This window comes from Georgenia yuyongxinii (genome assembly GCF_006352065.1).
GTDB classification, from domain to species: Bacteria; Actinomycetota; Actinomycetes; order Actinomycetales; family Actinomycetaceae; genus Georgenia; species Georgenia yuyongxinii.
In genome coordinates, this window is the sequence record NZ_CP040915.1 from 1,262,388 (window position 1) to 1,279,962 (window position 17,575).

General features: G+C 70.4%; 17 protein-coding genes and 2 tRNA genes. 11 read left to right on the forward strand and 8 right to left on the reverse strand.

All coding sequences use genetic code 11. The features are described from left to right. Positions 1 to 24 precede the first annotated feature (24 nt). Positions 25 to 1,875 carry a hypothetical protein gene (locus FE374_RS05760; RefSeq protein WP_139927643.1) on the forward strand — a complete coding sequence of 617 codons (1,851 nt, stop codon included), beginning with the start codon at positions 25 to 27 and terminating at the stop codon, positions 1,873 to 1,875. 220 nt (positions 1,876 to 2,095) lie between these two features. On the opposite strand, the gene epsC is transcribed toward FE374_RS05760, so the two are convergent. The 5 genes from epsC to FE374_RS05785 all read right to left on the reverse strand — a co-directional run bounded on the left by epsC (position 2,096) and on the right by FE374_RS05785 (position 6,185). Next, positions 2,096 to 2,686, reverse strand: a complete 591-nt coding sequence (gene epsC / locus FE374_RS05765; RefSeq protein ID WP_139927644.1) for a serine O-acetyltransferase EpsC — start codon at positions 2,684 to 2,686, stop codon at positions 2,096 to 2,098. Position 2,687: 1 nt separating this feature from the next. Continuing rightward, positions 2,688 to 3,623, reverse strand: coding sequence for a cysteine synthase A (gene cysK, locus FE374_RS05770; RefSeq protein ID WP_139927645.1), 936 nt, complete (start codon positions 3,621 to 3,623; stop codon positions 2,688 to 2,690). Between the two features lie 329 nt (positions 3,624 to 3,952). Continuing rightward, on the reverse strand, positions 3,953 to 5,023 hold the full coding sequence (locus FE374_RS05775) for a DUF1648 domain-containing protein (RefSeq protein WP_139927646.1): 1,071 nt from the start codon (positions 5,021 to 5,023) through the stop codon (positions 3,953 to 3,955). Continuing rightward, positions 5,023 to 5,376 (reverse strand): GntR family transcriptional regulator, encoded by a 354-nt coding sequence (locus tag FE374_RS05780; protein WP_139927647.1) that lies wholly within the window; start codon positions 5,374 to 5,376, stop codon positions 5,023 to 5,025. Before FE374_RS05780 ends, FE374_RS05775 begins: the two co-directional genes overlap by 1 nt. 173 nt (positions 5,377 to 5,549) lie before the next feature. Continuing rightward, a complete protein-coding gene (locus tag FE374_RS05785) occupies positions 5,550 to 6,185 on the reverse strand; it encodes an IMPACT family protein (protein WP_139927648.1) in 636 nt (211 codons plus the stop codon). A gap of 184 nt (positions 6,186 to 6,369) precedes the next feature. On the opposite strand from FE374_RS05785, the gene FE374_RS05790 reads away from it, so the two are divergent. After that, on the forward strand, positions 6,370 to 6,615 hold the full coding sequence (locus FE374_RS05790; RefSeq protein WP_139927649.1) for a type B 50S ribosomal protein L31: 246 nt from the start codon (positions 6,370 to 6,372) through the stop codon (positions 6,613 to 6,615). 142 nt (positions 6,616 to 6,757) lie between these two features. Continuing rightward, positions 6,758 to 6,925: a 50S ribosomal protein L32 gene (rpmF, locus tag FE374_RS05795; protein WP_139927650.1), complete on the forward strand. Its 168-nt coding sequence runs from the start codon at positions 6,758 to 6,760 to the stop codon at positions 6,923 to 6,925. Between the two features lie 245 nt (positions 6,926 to 7,170). Here the strand turns inward: rpmF and FE374_RS05800 are convergent. Beyond that, a tRNA-Gly gene (locus FE374_RS05800) sits at positions 7,171 to 7,244 on the reverse strand. Between the two features lie 121 nt (positions 7,245 to 7,365). On the opposite strand from FE374_RS05800, the gene FE374_RS05805 reads away from it, so the two are divergent. Continuing rightward, positions 7,366 to 7,439: transfer RNA gene (locus tag FE374_RS05805), tRNA-Pro, on the forward strand. A gap of 186 nt (positions 7,440 to 7,625) precedes the next feature. Here FE374_RS05805 and FE374_RS05810 read toward each other — a convergent pair. Then, entirely contained in the window at positions 7,626 to 7,931 is a 306-nt protein-coding gene (locus tag FE374_RS05810) for an integrase core domain-containing protein (RefSeq protein WP_168205606.1), read from the reverse strand. A gap of 168 nt (positions 7,932 to 8,099) precedes the next feature. Here FE374_RS05810 and FE374_RS05815 point away from each other — a divergent pair, with 168 nt between their 5' ends. From FE374_RS05815 to FE374_RS05845, 7 genes are all read left to right on the forward strand, one after another. After that, on the forward strand, positions 8,100 to 8,429 hold the full coding sequence (locus FE374_RS05815) for a WhiB family transcriptional regulator (protein ID WP_139927652.1): 330 nt from the start codon (positions 8,100 to 8,102) through the stop codon (positions 8,427 to 8,429). Positions 8,430 to 8,634: 205 nt separating this feature from the next. Then, positions 8,635 to 10,308 carry a trigger factor gene (tig, locus tag FE374_RS05820; RefSeq protein WP_139931398.1) on the forward strand — a complete coding sequence of 558 codons (1,674 nt, stop codon included), beginning with the start codon at positions 8,635 to 8,637 and terminating at the stop codon, positions 10,306 to 10,308. Between the two features lie 206 nt (positions 10,309 to 10,514). After that, on the forward strand, positions 10,515 to 11,123 hold the full coding sequence (locus FE374_RS05825) for an ATP-dependent Clp protease proteolytic subunit (RefSeq protein WP_139931400.1): 609 nt from the start codon (positions 10,515 to 10,517) through the stop codon (positions 11,121 to 11,123). A gap of 99 nt (positions 11,124 to 11,222) precedes the next feature. Next, positions 11,223 to 11,846 (forward strand): ATP-dependent Clp protease proteolytic subunit, encoded by a 624-nt coding sequence (locus FE374_RS05830; RefSeq protein ID WP_139931402.1) that lies wholly within the window; start codon positions 11,223 to 11,225, stop codon positions 11,844 to 11,846. Positions 11,847 to 12,049: 203 nt separating this feature from the next. Beyond that, entirely contained in the window at positions 12,050 to 13,324 is a 1,275-nt protein-coding gene (clpX, locus tag FE374_RS05835) for an ATP-dependent Clp protease ATP-binding subunit ClpX (protein ID WP_139927653.1), read from the forward strand. 325 nt (positions 13,325 to 13,649) lie between these two features. Then, a complete protein-coding gene (locus FE374_RS05840) occupies positions 13,650 to 14,822 on the forward strand; it encodes a baeRF2 domain-containing protein (protein ID WP_230978475.1) in 1,173 nt (390 codons plus the stop codon). Positions 14,823 to 15,109: 287 nt separating this feature from the next. Further along, a complete protein-coding gene (locus tag FE374_RS05845) occupies positions 15,110 to 15,469 on the forward strand; it encodes a chorismate mutase (protein WP_139927655.1) in 360 nt (119 codons plus the stop codon). 213 nt (positions 15,470 to 15,682) lie between these two features. On the opposite strand, the gene FE374_RS05850 is transcribed toward FE374_RS05845, so the two are convergent. After that, positions 15,683 to 17,524, reverse strand: coding sequence for an AMP-dependent synthetase/ligase (locus tag FE374_RS05850; RefSeq protein WP_388042965.1), 1,842 nt, complete (start codon positions 17,522 to 17,524; stop codon positions 15,683 to 15,685). Between the last annotated feature and the right edge of the window lie 51 nt (positions 17,525 to 17,575).

The window sequence follows — 17,575 nt, forward strand, 5'->3', positions numbered from 1 at the left end:
CGACTCTCATGTGCAGGAGCATTCATGTCATTCATCAGCGACAAGGCGTCGCGGACCATCCCAACTGCCTTCGGCGTGCTGGCCCTCGCCGGAGGAATGCTGATCGCGGTGACGCCCGCCGGGGCCCACGAGGCGGCGGTGTGTGTCCCGCGCGCCGAGGTCCCGGCCGTCGAGGCGGTCTACTCCAACGAGACGGAGACCACTGGCTGGCTGACCAGCCCGCCAGCCGGCTCGGGATGGAAGGTGCTCGAGTCGAAGAGCGTCACGGACACGCCGGCCGTCCCCGGCAAGCCCGCCGTGACGCACAAGGAGTACGACATCGCGCGTTACCAGCGCACCGGCTGGGTCAGCGCGGACGAGGCCCCGAAGGGGTGGAAGCAGGTCGCCGAGCGGGTCTCGGTGGAGGAGCAGTCGCACTACGTGTACGACATCGCTCGCTATAGGCAGACCGACTGGGTCCGGGAGTCGCCGGGCGAAGGTTGGAAGCAGATCGGCAAGCGCAAGGTCGTCGATGTCGAGCACAAGGATGCAATCACCGAGGAACAGCGCGAGTGGTACCGCTACACCAAGACTGGCGACGCCGTCCTCCCGGAAACTCACGACGAATACGTCTTTGAGCGTCAGGTCCCGGTCTACACGTACGAGAAGGAGACCACGGGCTGGCTTCTGGACGCCCCAGGTGGTGCGGGCTGGACGGTCGCCGGAACCAAGACAGTCGTGGAAGTGGAGGCTCACCCCGGTACGCCGCCGACCTACACGCACAAGTGGTCCGAGACCAGCCCGGGGCACGGCTGGGCCCAGACGGACGAGAAGCGGCAGAACGGCACTCGAACGATCGAGACAGACAACTCCTCACTCGGCACGGTCACGCACGAACTGTGGAAGAAGCGCGACCGAGGGACCTGGGATTACGACTGGAAGAAGACCCCCTTCAACCCGGGCCATCACTCCGACTGGGTGTTCGCGGGCGAGTACAAGGTCGTCGTCCCCGTCTACGAGTACAAGTGGACGAAGGTGACCGACGCGGGCACGGCACCCGTCACCGAGGTCAGCCACGACGAGTACATCTTCGAGCGCACTATCAAGAAGCAGACCGGGACCGAGGCCGAGCGCACCGACTGGGTCCCCTCCGCCCCAGAGGGTGAGGGCTGGACGCAGGTCGAGAAGCGCACCGTGACCGACAAGGAGGGGTACCCCGAGCAGGGCACCCAGGAGGTCGTCTGGTCCGCCGATCGCCCCGAAGGTCAAGGGTGGGTGCACACCGGCAAGACCCGCGTCCACGAGCTCGAGGCCGAGGTCCAGGAGGAGTCGCACTACGAGTACAAGTTCGCGAAGTACGAGCGTCGTGACGGTGTGAAGGAGGTCCCGGACGGCTGGGTCGTCAAGGACAAGCGCAAGGTCGTCACCGTCGAGGAGGAGCGCGAGTACCAGTACGCGCAGTACGAGTGGAAGTCCGGTGTCACGGACGTTCCCGAGGACTGGAAGATCAAGAACACCAGGACCGTGGTGGACCACGAGGCGGTGCCAGGAAAGCCGGCCGTTACCCACGACGAGCACCGCTACTCGAGAACAGAACGGGTGCTGGTCACGCCCGGCCGGGACGCCATCCCCGCGACGGATTGCCCGGTACCTGGCAAACCAGGAGACGGTACGCCGACTACCCCACCGGTGATTCAGCCAATCATCCCGGTCCAGCCGGTAGTCCAGCCGGTCGCTCAGTCCGTGACCAAGCCCGCGGCCGTGGCCAAGCCGGCGGCCGAGCGGCTGCCGGAGACGGGAGCTGAGGTTGGCCTCCTCGCCACCCTTGCGGTTGGGCTGGGTGGCCTGGGCGCCGTGCTGACCCGTAGGAGTCGCAGAGCGAGCGACGAGAGCTAACCGCGCTCAATCGGCGGCCGCAGCGCTTGGGCGCTGCGGCCGCCGACCATGTCTGGGTCCAGCCGTCTGTCATCAGCCGACCCTGGCCTACCGCGCTCAACCTGGAGCAGAAGGACGTGGGACGGAACGTCGCGGCCGGTGCCCTGGCGACCTTCGCGGCCTGGCAGCTGGTCTCCGTGCAGCGCTCGCCGCGGCGGTCGCGAACCGAGGCCCACGCGGTTCAGATGTAGAGCGCCGGGTCCGCGTAAGGGTCCAGCACCAGGGCGGCCGGCGGCGCCGGCCGCGCCCGGGCGGGCACGCCCACGGCGACTGCGCCGGGCGGCACGTCCTTGACCACGACGGCGTTGGCACCCACCTTCGCGTCGGAACCGACGCGAACGGGGCCCAGCACTTTCGCGCCCGCGCCGATCATCACGCGGTCGCCCACCGTGGGGTGCCGCTTGCCGCGGCTCATGGTGGTGCCGCCCAGGGTGGCGCCGTGGAACATCACGACGTCGTGACCCACCTCGGCCGTCTCGCCGATGACCACGCCCATGCCGTGGTCGATGAACAGCCGCCGGCCCAGCCGCGCCCCCGGGTGGATCTCGATGCCCGTGCGGGCCCGGGTGAACTGGGAGAGGAGCCGGGCCGGCAGCCGCAGCAACGGGCTCGCGTGCCACATCCGGTGCGCAACCCGGTGGACCCACAGTGCGTGCACGCCGGGATAGGCCAGCGCCACCTCGAGCCGGCTGCGCGCCGCCGGGTCACGGCGGCGCGCAGTCTCGAGGTCCTCCACCAGCAGCTGGCGGAACGTCACATGCGGGTCGGGCACGTCAGTCGACCAGGCCCTCGAACAGGATCGTGGAGAGGTAGCGCTCACCGAAGGACGGGATGATGACGACGATCGTCTTGCCCGCCATCTCCGGGCGCTTGGCGACCTGCACGGCCGCCGAGAGCGCGGCGCCGGAGGACAGCCCCACGAGCAGGCCCTCCTCGGTGGCTGCGCGGCGGGCCCACTGCACCGAGGTCTCGGCGTCGACGTCGATGACCTCGTCGTAGATGTTTGTGTCGAGGATCTCGGGGACGAAGTTCGCGCCGATGCCCTGGATCTTGTGCGGGCCGGGCTTGCCGCCGTTGAGGATCGGGGACTCGGCGGGCTCGACGGCGAACATCTTCACCTCGGGCTTGCGCTCCTTGAGCACCTGGCCGACGCCGGTGATGGTCCCGCCGGTGCCGATCCCCGCGACGACGGCGTCGACGGCGCCGTCCGTGTCCGCCCAGATCTCCTCGGCGGTGGTCTTACGGTGGATCTCCACGTTGGCGGGGTTGGCAAACTGGCGTGCGAGGACGGAGCCCGGGCGCTCCTTGGCGATCTCCTCGGCCTTCTCGACGGCGCCGCGCATACCGTCGGCGGGCTCGGTGAGGATCAGCTCGGCGCCGTAGGCCCGCAGCAGGGCCTTCCGCTCCTTGCTCATCGAGGAGGGCATGGCCAGCACGACGTCGTAGCCGCGGGCCGCGCCCACCATCGCCAGGGCGATGCCGGTGTTGCCGGACGTCGCCTCCACGATCGTGCCGCCCGGCTTTAGCGCGCCGGCAGCCTCGGCGGCGTCGACGATCGAGACGCCGATACGGTCCTTGACGGAGTTGGCGGGGTTGTAGAACTCGAGCTTGGCGAGGACGGTGGCGCCCGCGCCGTCGGTGATCTTGTTCAGCCGCACGAGCGGGGTGCGCCCGATGAGCTCGGTGACGTCGTTGTAGACCTTGGCCATGGTTCTCCTCTTTCGGGGGTGCGTCTGACCCACCCGCGAGGGGCGGGGGCTTGGGGAACTTCACGGGTCGCGCGGCCCGGGGCCGCGGGAGCGCCTGGCATGCGGGTGGTCCCGCACGCTAGAGCCGGGCGCTCTACAGACAGCTGCCCGGGCAGCAGCACGCCAGGACGATGACGGGGAGGGCGGCGAGCGTGGTGCTCATTGCGGCGTCCTCTCGGTCGGGGCGGGCAGGCCGGTTTGATGCCGGTCTTGAAACCTCAATCACCCTAGCGCGTGATCCATCTCATGCGCACGTACGTCCGCGCCGCGAACGAGCCGGGGGCGAGCCCCTACGCCGTTGCCGCGCCGGCGCCCGTCGCTGTCGCCCCGTCGTCGTCCGGCGTACCGGGTGCGTTCCCGCGTGCGCGTTCGGCGTAGGTGTTGAGCAGCGCCGCCCCGGTGGCGGCGTCGTCGACCGTGACGACGAGCCGGCGCCTACCGGTGCGTTCGACGACGATCGCTTCGCCGCGCCGCACCACCACTCCGACGGTCTCGTCCATGGCCGAGCGCAGTCCCCAGCCCCCGAACTCGCGGATCGGGGAGACGTCCCGCACATAGGCGCGCACGACCTCGGCCGCCGGGACGTGCTGGCGCGGCCAGCCGAAGGAACCACGCGCGGTGAGGCCGCCTGCGTCCACCCGCACGTCCCACACGAACATGGTCAGGGCCACGGGGACGATGACCAGCATGATGACGGCGACGAACCAGCTCTGCGTCACCACGGCGAAGCCCAGGGAGGCGGCCGCGTAGACCAGTACCGCGTACCAGATCCACCGGCGGGACCGGGCGCTGGGGCCGGCCTGGCGCGTCCAGACGGCCCGCTCGTGCGTACCCAGGGCGGTGCGGGGGGCGTCGCCGGGCACCGCCTCGACCGCGGGGAGGTCCGGGTCGGCGCCTGCCAACGCACCGGCCAGGGCACCTGCAGCGAGCGCGGCCACCACGGTAAGGAGGAACCCGCCGTCGGGGGAGCCGGCCTGGAACGGGTCGTCGAGCCCGACGTGGAGGAGCACCTGTGTGAGCAGGATGCCGGCGAAGAACACCGCGCATCCCGTGGCCAGCCCCAGCACGAGGCGTCGCACCAGCGCGGTGCGCCCGGTGGCGAGCGACAGGACTGCCAGCACCACCAGGCTGACGCCGCCGATCACCCCGGCCTCCCGCAGCAGCTCGGCGTGGGTGCCCACCCGATCCACCCCGTCGACCCCCCAGTGCAGCGCCACCTGCGCCGGCAGCCGGGGAAGCAGGCGCAGCACCACGATCCAGGCGGCCGCCGTGACGAGCACGGGTACGACGACGCCGAAGAGCCATGCGCGACCCCGGTGCGGCAGGGCCCGGCGCCCGGTCGGTGATCCGCTGGTGGTCATCACTTCTCCTCGGTGGCGATCATGGCGGCGACGGCGGAGAGCGGCAGCCCCAGCGCGTGCGCCTCTCGGCGCACCACCTCGAGGGCCTGCCCCAACCGCTCGTACTGCTCGGCGGCGTGCGCGGTGACGACGGCGCCCCGTCCGCGCCTGAGCTCGAGCAGCCCCTCGTCGCGCAGCTGTTGGTAGGCGCGCAGCACGGTGTGCTGGTTGATGTCCAGCGACTCCGCGAGGTCTCGGGCGGCCGGGAGCCTCTCGCCGGAGCGCACCGTGCCGGCCACGACCGCGGCGCGGACCTGCGCCGCGAGCTGCTCGAAGAGCAGCGCGGTTGAGGTCGGGTCGATGCGGAGCAACACGCTTCCAACTTAGTTGTTCTAGTGCAACTAGAGCAACTGTTCCTGCTCGGCGGGTCGAGGGGTTGGTGGCGGGGTGTCGGCACGTCGAGGTCGATGGCGGGTTGTCGGCCGGTCGAGGTCGGTGGCGAGACGTCGAGGTGCCGGTGTTGTGCCGAGGCACCGGTGGCGTGCGGTCAGACCCGGTGCTCGACCACGGTGGTGCCGACCGCGCGCGGGAGGGCCGCGCCCGACGTGAGGGAGGCGAGCAACGACGCGAGGGCTGCGCCGTCGCCGCTGGCCAGGGTCAGGCGCACCCCGGCGGCCGCGTACGCCACGTCCTTCACCTGCACGCCGCGGCCGTGGAGCTCGGCCTCCACCCGGCCGGCGTCGGCGTGCGGCAGGTCCACCTCCCACAGGCCGAGGCGCTCGAGCCGGACCCGGGCTGCGCCGTCGAGCGCGGCCTGCACCGCTTCGGAGTAGGCCCGGACCAGGCCGCCGGTGCCGAGCTTGATGCCGCCGAAGTACCGCACCACCACGGCGGCGACGTCCGTGAGCCCGGAACCGCGCAGCACCTCGAGCATCGGCATGCCCGCGGTGCCGGCGGGCTCGCCGTCGTCGGAGGAGCGCTCGACGCGATTGGCGCCGGGGATGTCGACGATGAACGCGGAGCAGTGATGCCGGGCGTCGGGGTAGCGGTGCCGGGCGTCGGTGACGAGGGCGCGTGCGGCGTCCTCGTCGCCCACGCGGCGCAGCAAGGTGATGAAGCGTGAGCGGCGCACCTCGGTCTCGGCGTGGACGTCGGCGCCGCCCACCAGCTTGAGGTCGCTCACCCGCCGAGTATCCCCCGAGCCGCGAGCCGGGCCTGAAGCGGCGGTGCGTCACGCCAGGGCTCGCGGGAATGATCGGCCGCCGTCATCGTTGTACCGACCGAGCGCGAGCATCCGACGCACCGACGTGGTCGGGCGACGTCGGCGTACCGGACGGCACGCCGCGGGATGCCGGAGAGGAGCCATCATGAAGAAGGACATCCACCCCACATACCGGCAGATCGTCTTCCGCGACACCGCCTCGGACTTCTCGTTCCTCACGAGGTCCACGCTGGACTCGTCCAAGACGATCGAGTGGGAGGACGGGAACACCTACCCGGTGATCGAGGTGGACATCTCGTCGGCGTCCCACCCGTTCTACACAGGGAAATCGCGGGTCGTCGACACCGCCGGCCGCGTGGAGAAGTTCAAGCGCCGCTACGGCCAGAAGTAGCCCCTGCCGCGCGGGTGTGACGTGGGCCGGAGCGGGCAATCTCACAGCCGATGTAGGATGCTCAGGTTGGCCACACGCCCCCTCCTCGTGGGAGGGTAGGCGTCGGCAATTACCCCCTACTTACGGAAGGAGCGGCAAGGGCATGGCAGTTCCCAAGCGCAAGATGTCCCGCAGCAACACCCGCTCTCGCCGGTCCCAGTGGAAGGCCGAGCTCACCGAGCTCGTCGTCATCCGCGTCCAGGGCCGCGAGGTGAAGGTGCCCCGGCGACTGGCCAAGGCTTACCAGAAGGGTCTGGTGGTCGAGGCCTGACCTCGACTCCAACCCTGCGAAAGGCCCCTGCACCGATGGTGCGGGGGCCTTCGTCATTCCCGACGGCGGCGCGTGTGTGGCATGTCTGAAGTCCGTGGGGAATGCGACGCGCGAGCCGGCGCCGGGAGCGCGGAGCGCCATGCGCCGGAGGTGGGGTGCTGCTGCTCGAGCAGCCACGCCGTCGGCGGGGAAACCCGGCTACAGCCCCTGCGGCCGGCCCTCGCCGGCCTGCCAGAAGAGAGGTGTGGAGCGGGTGACCAGAATCGAACTGGCACCATCTGCTTGGAAGGCAGAGGCTCTACCATTGAGCTACACCCGCGCGGGAAGGTCCGCGGGGTCGATTGTAACCAGAACTCTCGGCGCCGTCCGCAACGCGCGCCGTGGACGGGCCGCGGTCCCGTGGGACGTAGAATCTGCGGCGACGCCGGTAGCCGGCGTGACGGGATGTGGCGCAGGTTGGTAGCGCGTCCGCTTTGGGAGCGGAAGGTCGTGGGTTCAAATCCCGCCATCCCGACAGGTGTGATGTCGCAAGACATCGGCGACAGCCCGAACCCTCAGTTCGAGGGTTCGGGCTTTGTCGTGTTCCTGGGGTTTGGTAGGTGCGGCTGGTGTCCAGGGTGAGCTGGCGGAGGATCTCGCCTGGCGGAGGATCTCGCCGGTGGGGACTGCGGCGATGGTGATGGCAGGTCCTGGATGAGCCTCACGACGGGGTTGGGGCGTGGGTTCGTCCGACGCCGATCTTGTACAGGTGGCCGCTGTAGCGCAGGGTGACCTTGCCCTGGCCGTCGATCCTGTCGGTGCGGACGCGGTGGTCCCGACCGGCGGGTGAGCCGATCGGGACGGCCTTGGGCCGGCCAGCGTAGGCCGCCCGCGGGGTGCGTCTGCCGAGGGAGCGGTGCGGGCGGATGTTGTTGTCGTAGGTGACGAAGGCGTCGAGCTGGGCCTGGAGCCCGGCCAGGGTGGTCGCTGCCTCCCGGGTGGCGAGGTGCTTCTTTAGCGCGCCCAACCGGTGCGGCACCGTTGCGTCCGGTTTCCGGTATCCGCGCAGGCGAGGTCCATATTGCGCATTTTCGATGCAACGCTTCCGTGAGATAGGTCACGGCGTTAGCGTCATGTGTCGATAAGAAAGATGGCCGCGCGCGTCCCCGCTGGGCCCGGAGCAGAAAGGCCTGGGATGACTGACGCCGGCGAGAACTGGGCGGCCCGAGCCGCCTGCGCCCAGATGGACCCTGAGGATCTGTTCGTGCGGGGAGCCCGTCAGCGACCGGCTCGCGAGATCTGCTTCGGCTGCCCGGTCCGCCGGGAGTGCCTGGCGGATGCGCTGGACTCGCGGACCGAGTTCGGTGTGTGGGGTGGGATGACGGAACGGGAGCGGCGCGCGCTGCTCCGGCGCCACCCCGCCGTTACGGACTGGCGTGCCTGGCTCGAGTCGCGAGACGAGGAGATCGTCACCATCTGGGGGCGCCGGCAACGGATGAGTAGCGTGTCCTTTGACTTGGCCTGACCGCACTTCCTGCTCGGGTGCGCTCGGCGAGGGACGTGCTGTCACTGTCACGGCTAGAGGGCCGGGAGGTGCCACCCGCGGCCCGCGTGCCCTAGGATTGGTCGGTCCGTGCCCCGACCGTCGCCGCGGCTCCTGGCACGCACGGAGTTTCCCGCCGTCAGCAGGCGGGCCCTGACCGACCATCCGATGAGTGGAGAGCACCGCAGTGAAGAGCGCCGTCGAGAACCTGGAGCCCACCCGGGTCAAGCTGACCGTGGAGGTGTCGTACGACGAGCTCAAGCCGAGCCTCGACCACGCCTACTCCCACATCGGGGAGCAGGTCAACGTCCCCGGCTTCCGTAAGGGCAAGGTGCCGCCCCGCATCCTCGACCAGCGCGTCGGTCGCGCGGCCGTGATCGAGCACGCCGTCAACGACTCCCTGTCCGAGTTCTACGGCCAGGCCGTCGCGGAGACGGAGATCAAGCCGCTCGGCCAGCCCAGCATCAACGTCACCGAGATCCCCGCCGTCACCGGCACGCCGGGTGGCCAGCTCGTCTTCGAGGCCGAGGTCGATGTGCGCCCGGAGATCACCCTCCCGGCGCTGGACACCCTCGAGATCACCATCGACGACGTCGACGTCGCCGACGAGGACGTCGAGGAGCGGCTGACCACGCTGCGCGAGCGCTTCGGCTCGCTGGTGGGCGTGGACCGCCCGATCCAGGACGGCGACTTCGTGGTCATCGACCTGAGCGCGAAGGTCGGCGACGAGGAGGTCGACTCGGTCTCCGGCGTCTCCTACCAGATCGGCGCGGGCAACATGCTCGACGGTCTCGATGAGGCGCTCACCGGCGCCAGCGCCAACGAGACCAAGACGTTCACCGCGGCCCTGGCCGGCGGCGAGCACGCGGGTGCGGACGCGGACGTCACCGTCACCGCCACCGCCGTCAAGGAGCGCGACCTGCCGGCCGCGGACGACGAGTTCGCCCAGCTCGCCTCCGAGTTCGACACCATCGAGGAGCTCCGCGCGGACCTGCGCGCCCAGGTCGGCAAGGACAAGGACGCCAACCGCGCCGTCCAGGCTCGCGACCTGCTGCTCGAGAAGCTGCGCGAGGCCACGGACTTCCCGGTGCCCACCGGCGCCGTCGACGCCGAGATCAAGCGTCACCTCGAGGCCGAGGGCAAGGGTGAGGACGACCCCCACGGTGAGGAGGTGCGCGAGGAGATCACCCAGCTCCTGCGCGAGCAGCTGCTGCTGGACACCCTCTCCGAGCAGCTCCAGGTGGCCGTGACCCAGAACGAGCTCCTGGAGTTCCTCGTCTCCAACGCCCGCCAGTACGGCATGGAGCCCAACCAGTTCATCCAGGCGGCTGCCCAGACCGGGCAGATCCAGGCCTTCACCGGCGAGATCGCCCGCAACAAGGCGCTCGCCATCGCGCTGCGTCAGGTCACCGTCAAGGACGGCGCCGGCAACGAGGTCGACCTGAGTGACTTCATCGGCTCGGACGAGCTCGACGCCGCCGGCCCCGACGCCGTCGCGTCGCCCGCCTCGGCGAAGTCGCCCGAGTCGGGTGAGTCGGCCGAGTCCGCCGACTCCCCGGAGTCCGCTGACTCCCCGGAGTCCGCTGACTCCCCGGAGTCCGCCGACTCGCCTGACGAGGCCGGCGAGGAGAAGGCAGCCGAGGCCAAGGCCGAGAAGGCCCCCGCCAAGAAGCCCGCCGCCAAGAAGGCACCGGCCAAGAAGGCCACCGCGGAGGACGCCGAGGCGCCGGCCGAGAAGGCGCCCGCCAAGAAGGCGCCGGCCAAGAAGACCGCCACCAAGGACGCCGAGGCGCCGGCCGAGGAGGCCCCCGCCAAGAAGGCACCCGCGAAGAAGGCTGCCGCCAAGGCCGCCGAGGAGTAGCAAGCACTTCCGCCACGGGCCCGGCACCACCAGGTGCCGGGCCCGCGGCGTACCCCGGCGACCGACTCAGGGTGCGCCGTGAGCGAAACGGCGGGCCCCGTGAAAGGTTCGGTCGCCGGGCGGCGTTAGTGTCCTAGGACCGACCAGACCGGCCGTGACGGCTGGGCGCCACCCGGGCGAGAAGGAGCGTGGACGTGAGCGAGCAGATGCCGCAGCTGAGGACCGAGACCGCAGGCATGGGCCTGACCGACAACATCTACAACCGGCTGCTCAAGGAGCGGATCATCTGGCTGGGGACGGAGGTCCGTGACGACAACGCCAACGCCATCTGCGCCCAGATGATGCTGCTCGCCGCCGAGGACCCTGACAAGGACATCTACCTGTACATCAACTCCCCGGGTGGCTCGATCACCGCCGGGATGGCGATCTACGACACGATGCAGTTCATCCAGCCGGACGTCTCGACCGTGGCGATGGGCATGGCGGCGTCGATGGGGCAGTTCCTCCTCTCCTCCGGCACGAAGGGCAAGCGGTTCGCCACCCCGCACGCCCGCGTGATGATGCATCAGCCCTCCGGCGGCATCGGCGGTACGGCGACCGACATCCGCATCAACGCCGAGCTGATCCTGCACATGAAGCGGGTCCTCGCCGAGCTGATCGCCTCCCAGACCGGCAAGAGCGTCGAGCAGATCAACAAGGACTCCGACCGCGACCGCTGGTTCACCGCCCCAGAGGCACTCGAGTATGGCTTCATCGACCACGTGGTCGAGCACTCCGCCTCTGTGCCCGGCGGTGGCGGCACCAACGCGAAGTAACGCCGCCCCCTCTCGCCGACCCCACCATCACAGGAGCCCAAGTTGACCGCACAATTCCTCGGCCAGGCCGGCCTGCTGCCGACGTCCGCCGCCCCCGCCATGCCGTCCGCCCGCTACGTGCTGCCCCAGTTCGAGGAGCGCACCGCGTACGGCTACAAGCGTTCGGACCCGTACACCAAGCTCTTCGAGGACCGCATCATCTTCCTCGGTGTGCAGATCGACGACGCCTCCGCCGACGACGTCATGGCCCAGCTGCTCGTGCTGGAGAGCCAGGACCCCGACGGTCTGATCACCATGTACATCAACTCGCCAGGCGGATCCTTCACGGCGCTGACGGCGATCTACGACACGATGCTGTACATCAAGCCGCAGATCCAGACCGTCTGCCTGGGCCAGGCGGCCTCCGCCGCGGCGGTGCTGCTCGCGGCCGGCTCGCCCGGCAAGCGGCTGGCCCTGCCCAACGCCCGCGTGATGATCCACCAGCCGTCCTTGGAGGGTGGGGGCTACGCACAGGCCTCGGACATCGAGATCCACGCCAACGAGGTGCTGCGCATGCGTGCGTGGCTCGAGGAGACCATCGCCGAGCACACTGGCAACGCCGTGGAGCAGGTCCGCAACGACATCGAGCGCGACAAGATCCTCACCGCCGCCCAGGCGAAGGACTACGGGATCGTCGACCAGGTGCTGGAGTCCCGCAAGGCCCCGCAGCTGACCAAGGCCTGACCGCCGTCGTCGTCCTGGGCGCCGGGCACCTTTGCCCGGCGCCCAGGATGGGTGACCCCTGCCCGACGCCGTGCCCGCCCAGATCCGTTGTCCACCGATCGTGGCGCGCAGGACAGGAGGGTGCGTCGTGGTGTGGAATGGACGGGTGCGGCCGGTAGCGTCAGGCATGCACGGAACGAGAGACGAGAGGGTGGTGGAGCCCGGTGGTTCGCACGGGTGAGGGAGCGGACCTGCTCAAGTGCTCGTTCTGCGGAAAGAGCCAGAAGCAGGTCAAGAAGCTCATCGCAGGTCCTGGGGTCTATATCTGCGACGAGTGCATCGACCTGTGCAACGAGATCATCGACGAGGAGCTCGCGGAGTCAAGCGAGCTCGGCCTGGTGGACCTGCCCAAGCCGCGGGAGATCTTCGAGTTCCTCGAGGACTACATCATCGGCCAGGATCCCGCCAAGCGGTCCCTCGCCGTCGCCGTCTACAACCACTACAAGCGCGTCCAGGCGAAGGAGACCTCCTCCCAGGACGACTCGGGCGTGGAGATCTCCAAGTCGAACATCCTCCTCGTCGGCCCCACGGGCACCGGCAAGACCTACCTGGCGCAGACGCTCGCGAAGATGCTCAACGTGCCGTTCGCCATCGCCGACGCCACGGCCCTGACCGAGGCGGGCTACGTGGGCGAGGACGTCGAGAACATCCTGCTCAAGCTCATCCAGGCCGCCGACTTCGACGTCAAGAAGGCCGAGAAGGGCATCATCTACATCGACGAGATCGACAAGATCGCCCGCAAGAGCGAGAACCCGTCGATCACCCGGGACGTCTCCGGGGAGGGCGTGCAGCAGGCCCTGCTGAAGATCATCGAGGGCACTCAGGCGTCGGTGCCCCCGCAGGGCGGGCGCAAGCACCCCCACCAGGAGTTCCTGCAGATCGACACCACCAACGTGCTCTTCATCGTGGCCGGCGCCTTCGCCGGGCTCGAGGAGATCATCTCCGCCCGCACCGGCCGCCGCGGCATCGGCTTCGGGGCCCCGCTCCGCTCGGCGGACGCCGAGGACGACCTGTTCGGCGAGGTCCGCCCGGAGGACCTGCACAAGTTCGGCCTCATCCCCGAGTTCGTCGGCCGTCTGCCGATCGTGGCGACGGTGAGCAAGCTCGACCAGTCGGCCCTGGTGCGCATCCTCACCGAGCCCCGAAACGCGCTCGTCAAGCAATACCAGCGCATGTTCGAGATCGACGGCGTCGAGCTGGAGTTCACCGACGATGCCCTCGAGGCCATCGCGGACCAGGCGCTGCTGCGCGGCACCGGTGCCCGCGGCCTGCGGGCGATCATGGAGGAGGTGCTGCGCGAGGTGATGTTCGAGGTGCCCTCCCGCGACGACGTCGCCCGCGTGGTCGTCAGCCGCGAGGTGGTCCTAGAGAACGTCAACCCCACGCTCGTGCCGCGCGAGGCCCCCAAGCGCCGCACGCCGCGCGAGAAGACGGCCTGACCCGCCAGACCCGCGCACCGACTTGACGTCGACGGGGTCGGCGTCATCCCTCCCGGGATGGCGCCGGCCCCGCCGTCGTTCCGGCCCGCAGGCTCTCGGACCTGGGCCCATCGGCTCGTCGCCAGGGCACGTTGCAAGGGAGCCGGCGAATCGGGCCATCGGGTCCATTTCGCCGGCCCCCGGATCCGGTGCCGGCGGGGGGTGGCATGGCCCACCTGAGTCGTGCACAGTTGGTGGGACCACCGTCCCCGCGACAATGAGGTGCTCGATGCGACTTGACCGGATCACCGCCGACCTTCCTGCAGACACCCCAATCGCCACGGTCGTGCTGGATGCGACCCGGGAGAGCGAGACGGGCGACCAGGCGGTGCTCACACGGTGGAAGGACCTCAGGCGCGGACTCGAGAGCCAGCAGGCCGACGAGCCCACCCTCGCGGCGCTCGACGAGCGCATTCGCACCATCAGCAAGGCCGCGGGCAAGCACGGGCGCGTCCTGGTGGCGGGCCGCGGGTCCGTGCTCCTGGACTGCGCGCTGGCGGAGCCGCCGGCCGCCGACGAGGCGATCTACGATCACGGCCCGAACGTGTTCGCGCTGGCCCGCGCCGCGGACGAGCACGTGCGCTACCTCCTCGTCTCCGTGGACCGTTCCGGCGCGGACCTGACGCTGCACGAGTCGGCCGCCGCGCACAACGCGGGCGTCGGCGCCACCCTCGAGGGCGGCCACGACGAGCTGTCCAAGGCCAACACAGGTGGCCGGTCCCAGCGGCGTTACGAGACCCGCGTGGAGGACTCCTGGGACCGCAACGCCGAGGCCGTCGCGGCCGAGCTGGACCGCGTGGTCAGCGAGCGACGCCCGGAGCTGGTGGTCCTCACCGGCGACATCCGTGCCCGCTCGCTCGTCGCCGACTCGGTCGGCCAGCACGCGCGTGAGCTGCTCGTTCTCGTCGAGGGCGGCTCCCGCGCGGAAGGGGTCAAGCCCGAGGTCTTCAACGCACGTGTGGCCGCGGCACTGGAGCAGTGCCGGCTGCGCCGTCGCGAGTCCGTGCTGGACCGGTTCCGGCAGCTGCAGGGCCAGGACGGGGCGGCGGTGACAGGCCGGGAGGACGTTCTCGCCGTGCTTCGCCGCGGGCAGGTCTCCGAGCTCGTGATCACCGAGGCGGTCGCAGGTACGCCGTCGTCCCTGGCCGCCAAGCAGCTCTGGGTGGGCAACGGGCCGTTGGAGATCGGGCTGACCCAGCAGGACGTCGTCGACCTCGGGGCGACGGCGCCGCACCAGGTCCGCGCCGACCTCGCCCTCGGTCGCGCCGCACTGGCCCAGGGAGCCGGCATCACGGTGGCCGACGACGCCGCCCTCACCCTGGCGAACGGCGTCGGCGCGCTGCTGCGGTGGGACGACGCGGCTACCCCCAACGAGCACGTCTTCACCCAGAGCGCCGACCAGCACCGCGAGGGCGGCAACCGTCAGGGGCGGCGCCAGGCGCTCACCGAGCCGCGGTAGGGCGTACGCGGACGGTTCCCCGCCCCCGCCCGCCCCGCCCGCCCCGCCCGCCCCGCCCGCGCCCAGCCCCCGCCCGTCCGTCCGCGAGATGTCATCTTCTCGGTGAGATGTCATCTCCGGCGGGCGGGGCGGTGGCCGCCCGGCGCCGGGTCGCGCCGCGTCACCGGGCCGCACTGCGTCACCGGGTCGCGCCGCGTCACCGGGCTGCACTGCGTCACCGGGCCGCGCCGGGTCCGCCGTCGCGGACGTCCCGACACCCGCCCGAGCGGGAACCGTAGGATCGCGCCATGACCACCCCGGGGATCCACCGCAGCAACGAGCCCGCCGACGTGCCCGACGAGCTTCGCGAGGCCCGGGCCACCATCGACAACATCGACGCCGCGCTGGTGCATCTGCTCGCGGAACGGTTCCGTTGCACCAAGAGGGTCGGGGTGCTCAAGGCGCGGCTGGACCTGCCGCCCTCGGACCCCAGCCGTGAGGAGCGTCAGGTGGCGCGGCTGCGCGCCCTGGCGGAGGACGCCGGGTTGGACCCGGTCTTCGCAGAGAAATTCCTCAAGTTCATCGTCGAAGAGGTCATCCGCCACCACGAGGACATCGCCGGCTCACTGGCGAACGGGGGCGACGTGGGCGCGCGGGCGGAGGCCTGACGGCACTCCGCCCGGCACCCCGCCTCCCGCGCTGTTCTCCCGCGCACGTCCTCACGCATGAGGTGCCGCGTTCTCGGCGACTGCCATGACATGGCGCTGCGGCGACGGCGGCGATGGCCTCTCACCGCGCCGATGACATTTCGTCGAGGAGATGACATCTCACTGAGGAGATGACATCTCGCCGAGAAGATGACATCTCACGGGGAGGGGGAGTCAGGAGTAGATCCGCTCCACCGCGTCCGCGAAGTCCGTCATCACCAGAGCCCTCTTCACCTTCTGCGAGGGTGTCAGGTACCCGTTCTCCATCGTGAAGTCCGTGGTCAGTACGGAGATCTTCCGGATCGACTCCGCCCGGGAGACCGCCTCGTTCGCGCGGGTCACCGCCCGGTCCAGCGCCGCCAGGACCCGCTCGTCCGCGGCCGCCTCCTCCACGGTCATGTCCGGCAGGCGGTGGTTGGCCAGCCAGCCCGGCAGCATGTCGGCGTCGAGGGTGACCAGCGCCCCGATGAAGGGCTTGCCCTCACCGACCACCACCACCTGGGAGACCAGCGGGTGGCCACGCAGCCGGTCCTCGAGCACCGCGGGGGCGACGTTCTTGCCGCCGGCGGTCACGATGATCTCCTTCTTGCGGCCCGTGATGCGCAGGTAGCCGTCGGCGTCGAGAGTGCCCAGGTCACCCGTGACGAACCAGCCGTCGGCATCGAACGCCGCCGCCGTCGCCTCGGGGTTGTCGCGGTAGCCGCGGAAGACGTGGTTGCCCTTGATGAGCACCTGCCCGTCGTCGGCGATCCGGATCTGCGTGCCCGGGTAGGGCGGGCCGACGGTGCCGATCTTGACCAGCCCTGGCCGGTTGACCGTGGTGGGCGCGCCCACCTCCGTCAGGCCGTAGCCCTCGAGCACCTGGACCCCGATGCCGCGAAAGTAGTGGCCCAGCCGTTCACCCAGGGGCCCGCCGCCGGAGACGGCGTAGACCAGCTCGCCGCCCATGGCGGCCTTGATCTTGCCGTAGACGAGGCGGTCGGCCAGTGTGCGCTGGGCCTTCAGTGCCGGGGACGGCCCCTCGGCGGAGTCCAGCGCCCGAGAGTAGGTGATGGCCACCTTGGCCGCCCAGCGGAAGATCCGCTGCTTGGCCCCGGAACCGGCCTTGGCGTCGGCGGAGTTGTAGACCTTCTCGAACACCCGCGGCACGGCGAGCAGGAAGGTGGGCTTGAAGACGCCGAGGTCGGCCACGAGGTTCCGGGCGTCGGGCACGTGCCCCATGACGGCGCCCGAGTAGACGCACAGCACCTGGACGAACCGGGCGAAGACGTGCGCCATCGGCATGAACAGCAGGGTGCGCTTGTCCGCGCCCCGGACCACCTCGCTGAAGTTCGGGTCGTCGGTCCCGTTGACCACCAGCGTCACGAAGTTGCCGTGCGTCAGCTCGACACCCTTCGGCCGGCCCGTGGTGCCCGAGGTGTAGATGATCGTGGCGAGGCTGGTCATGTCGACCGTGGTGGTCCGCCGGGTGACCTCCTCCTCCGGCGTGGCGGCTCCGGCGGTGGTCACCTGCTCCAAGGCGCCGGCGTCGATGACGTAGACCTTCTCCAGGCTCGGCGCCTTCCCGATGAGGCTCTCCACGGCCGCCGCCTGGGCGTGCGTCTCGGCGAAGACGAACTTCGCGGCGGAGTCGGTGACGATCCACTCGATCTGCTCCGCCGAGGAGGTCTCGTAGATCGGGACCGGCACCGCGGCGACGGACCAGCTCGCGAAGTCCAGCACCGACCACTCGTAGCTGGTGTGGCTCAGGATCGCCACCCGGTCCCCAGGATGGACGCCCAGGGCGACCAGGCCCTTCGCCACCCCCATGACGTCGGTCGCGAACGTCCGCGTGGTCACCGGGACGAACTCCGTGCCCAGGGCTGACTTGCGCTCGAAGATCACGCTCTCGGGCTGACGGGCCAGCCGGTCGGTCAGGATGCCCGGGATGGACATGTCGGGCGTGAGCCGCCCGACGCCGGGGGTGCTCGCCTCCCGCGGGGCGCCCGTCTGCTGGGTTCCTACCGTCTCGGCCATGTGCTCGTCCCTTCTCTGGCCGCCGCGGCGGCCGGGTGGGCCGCGCGGCGG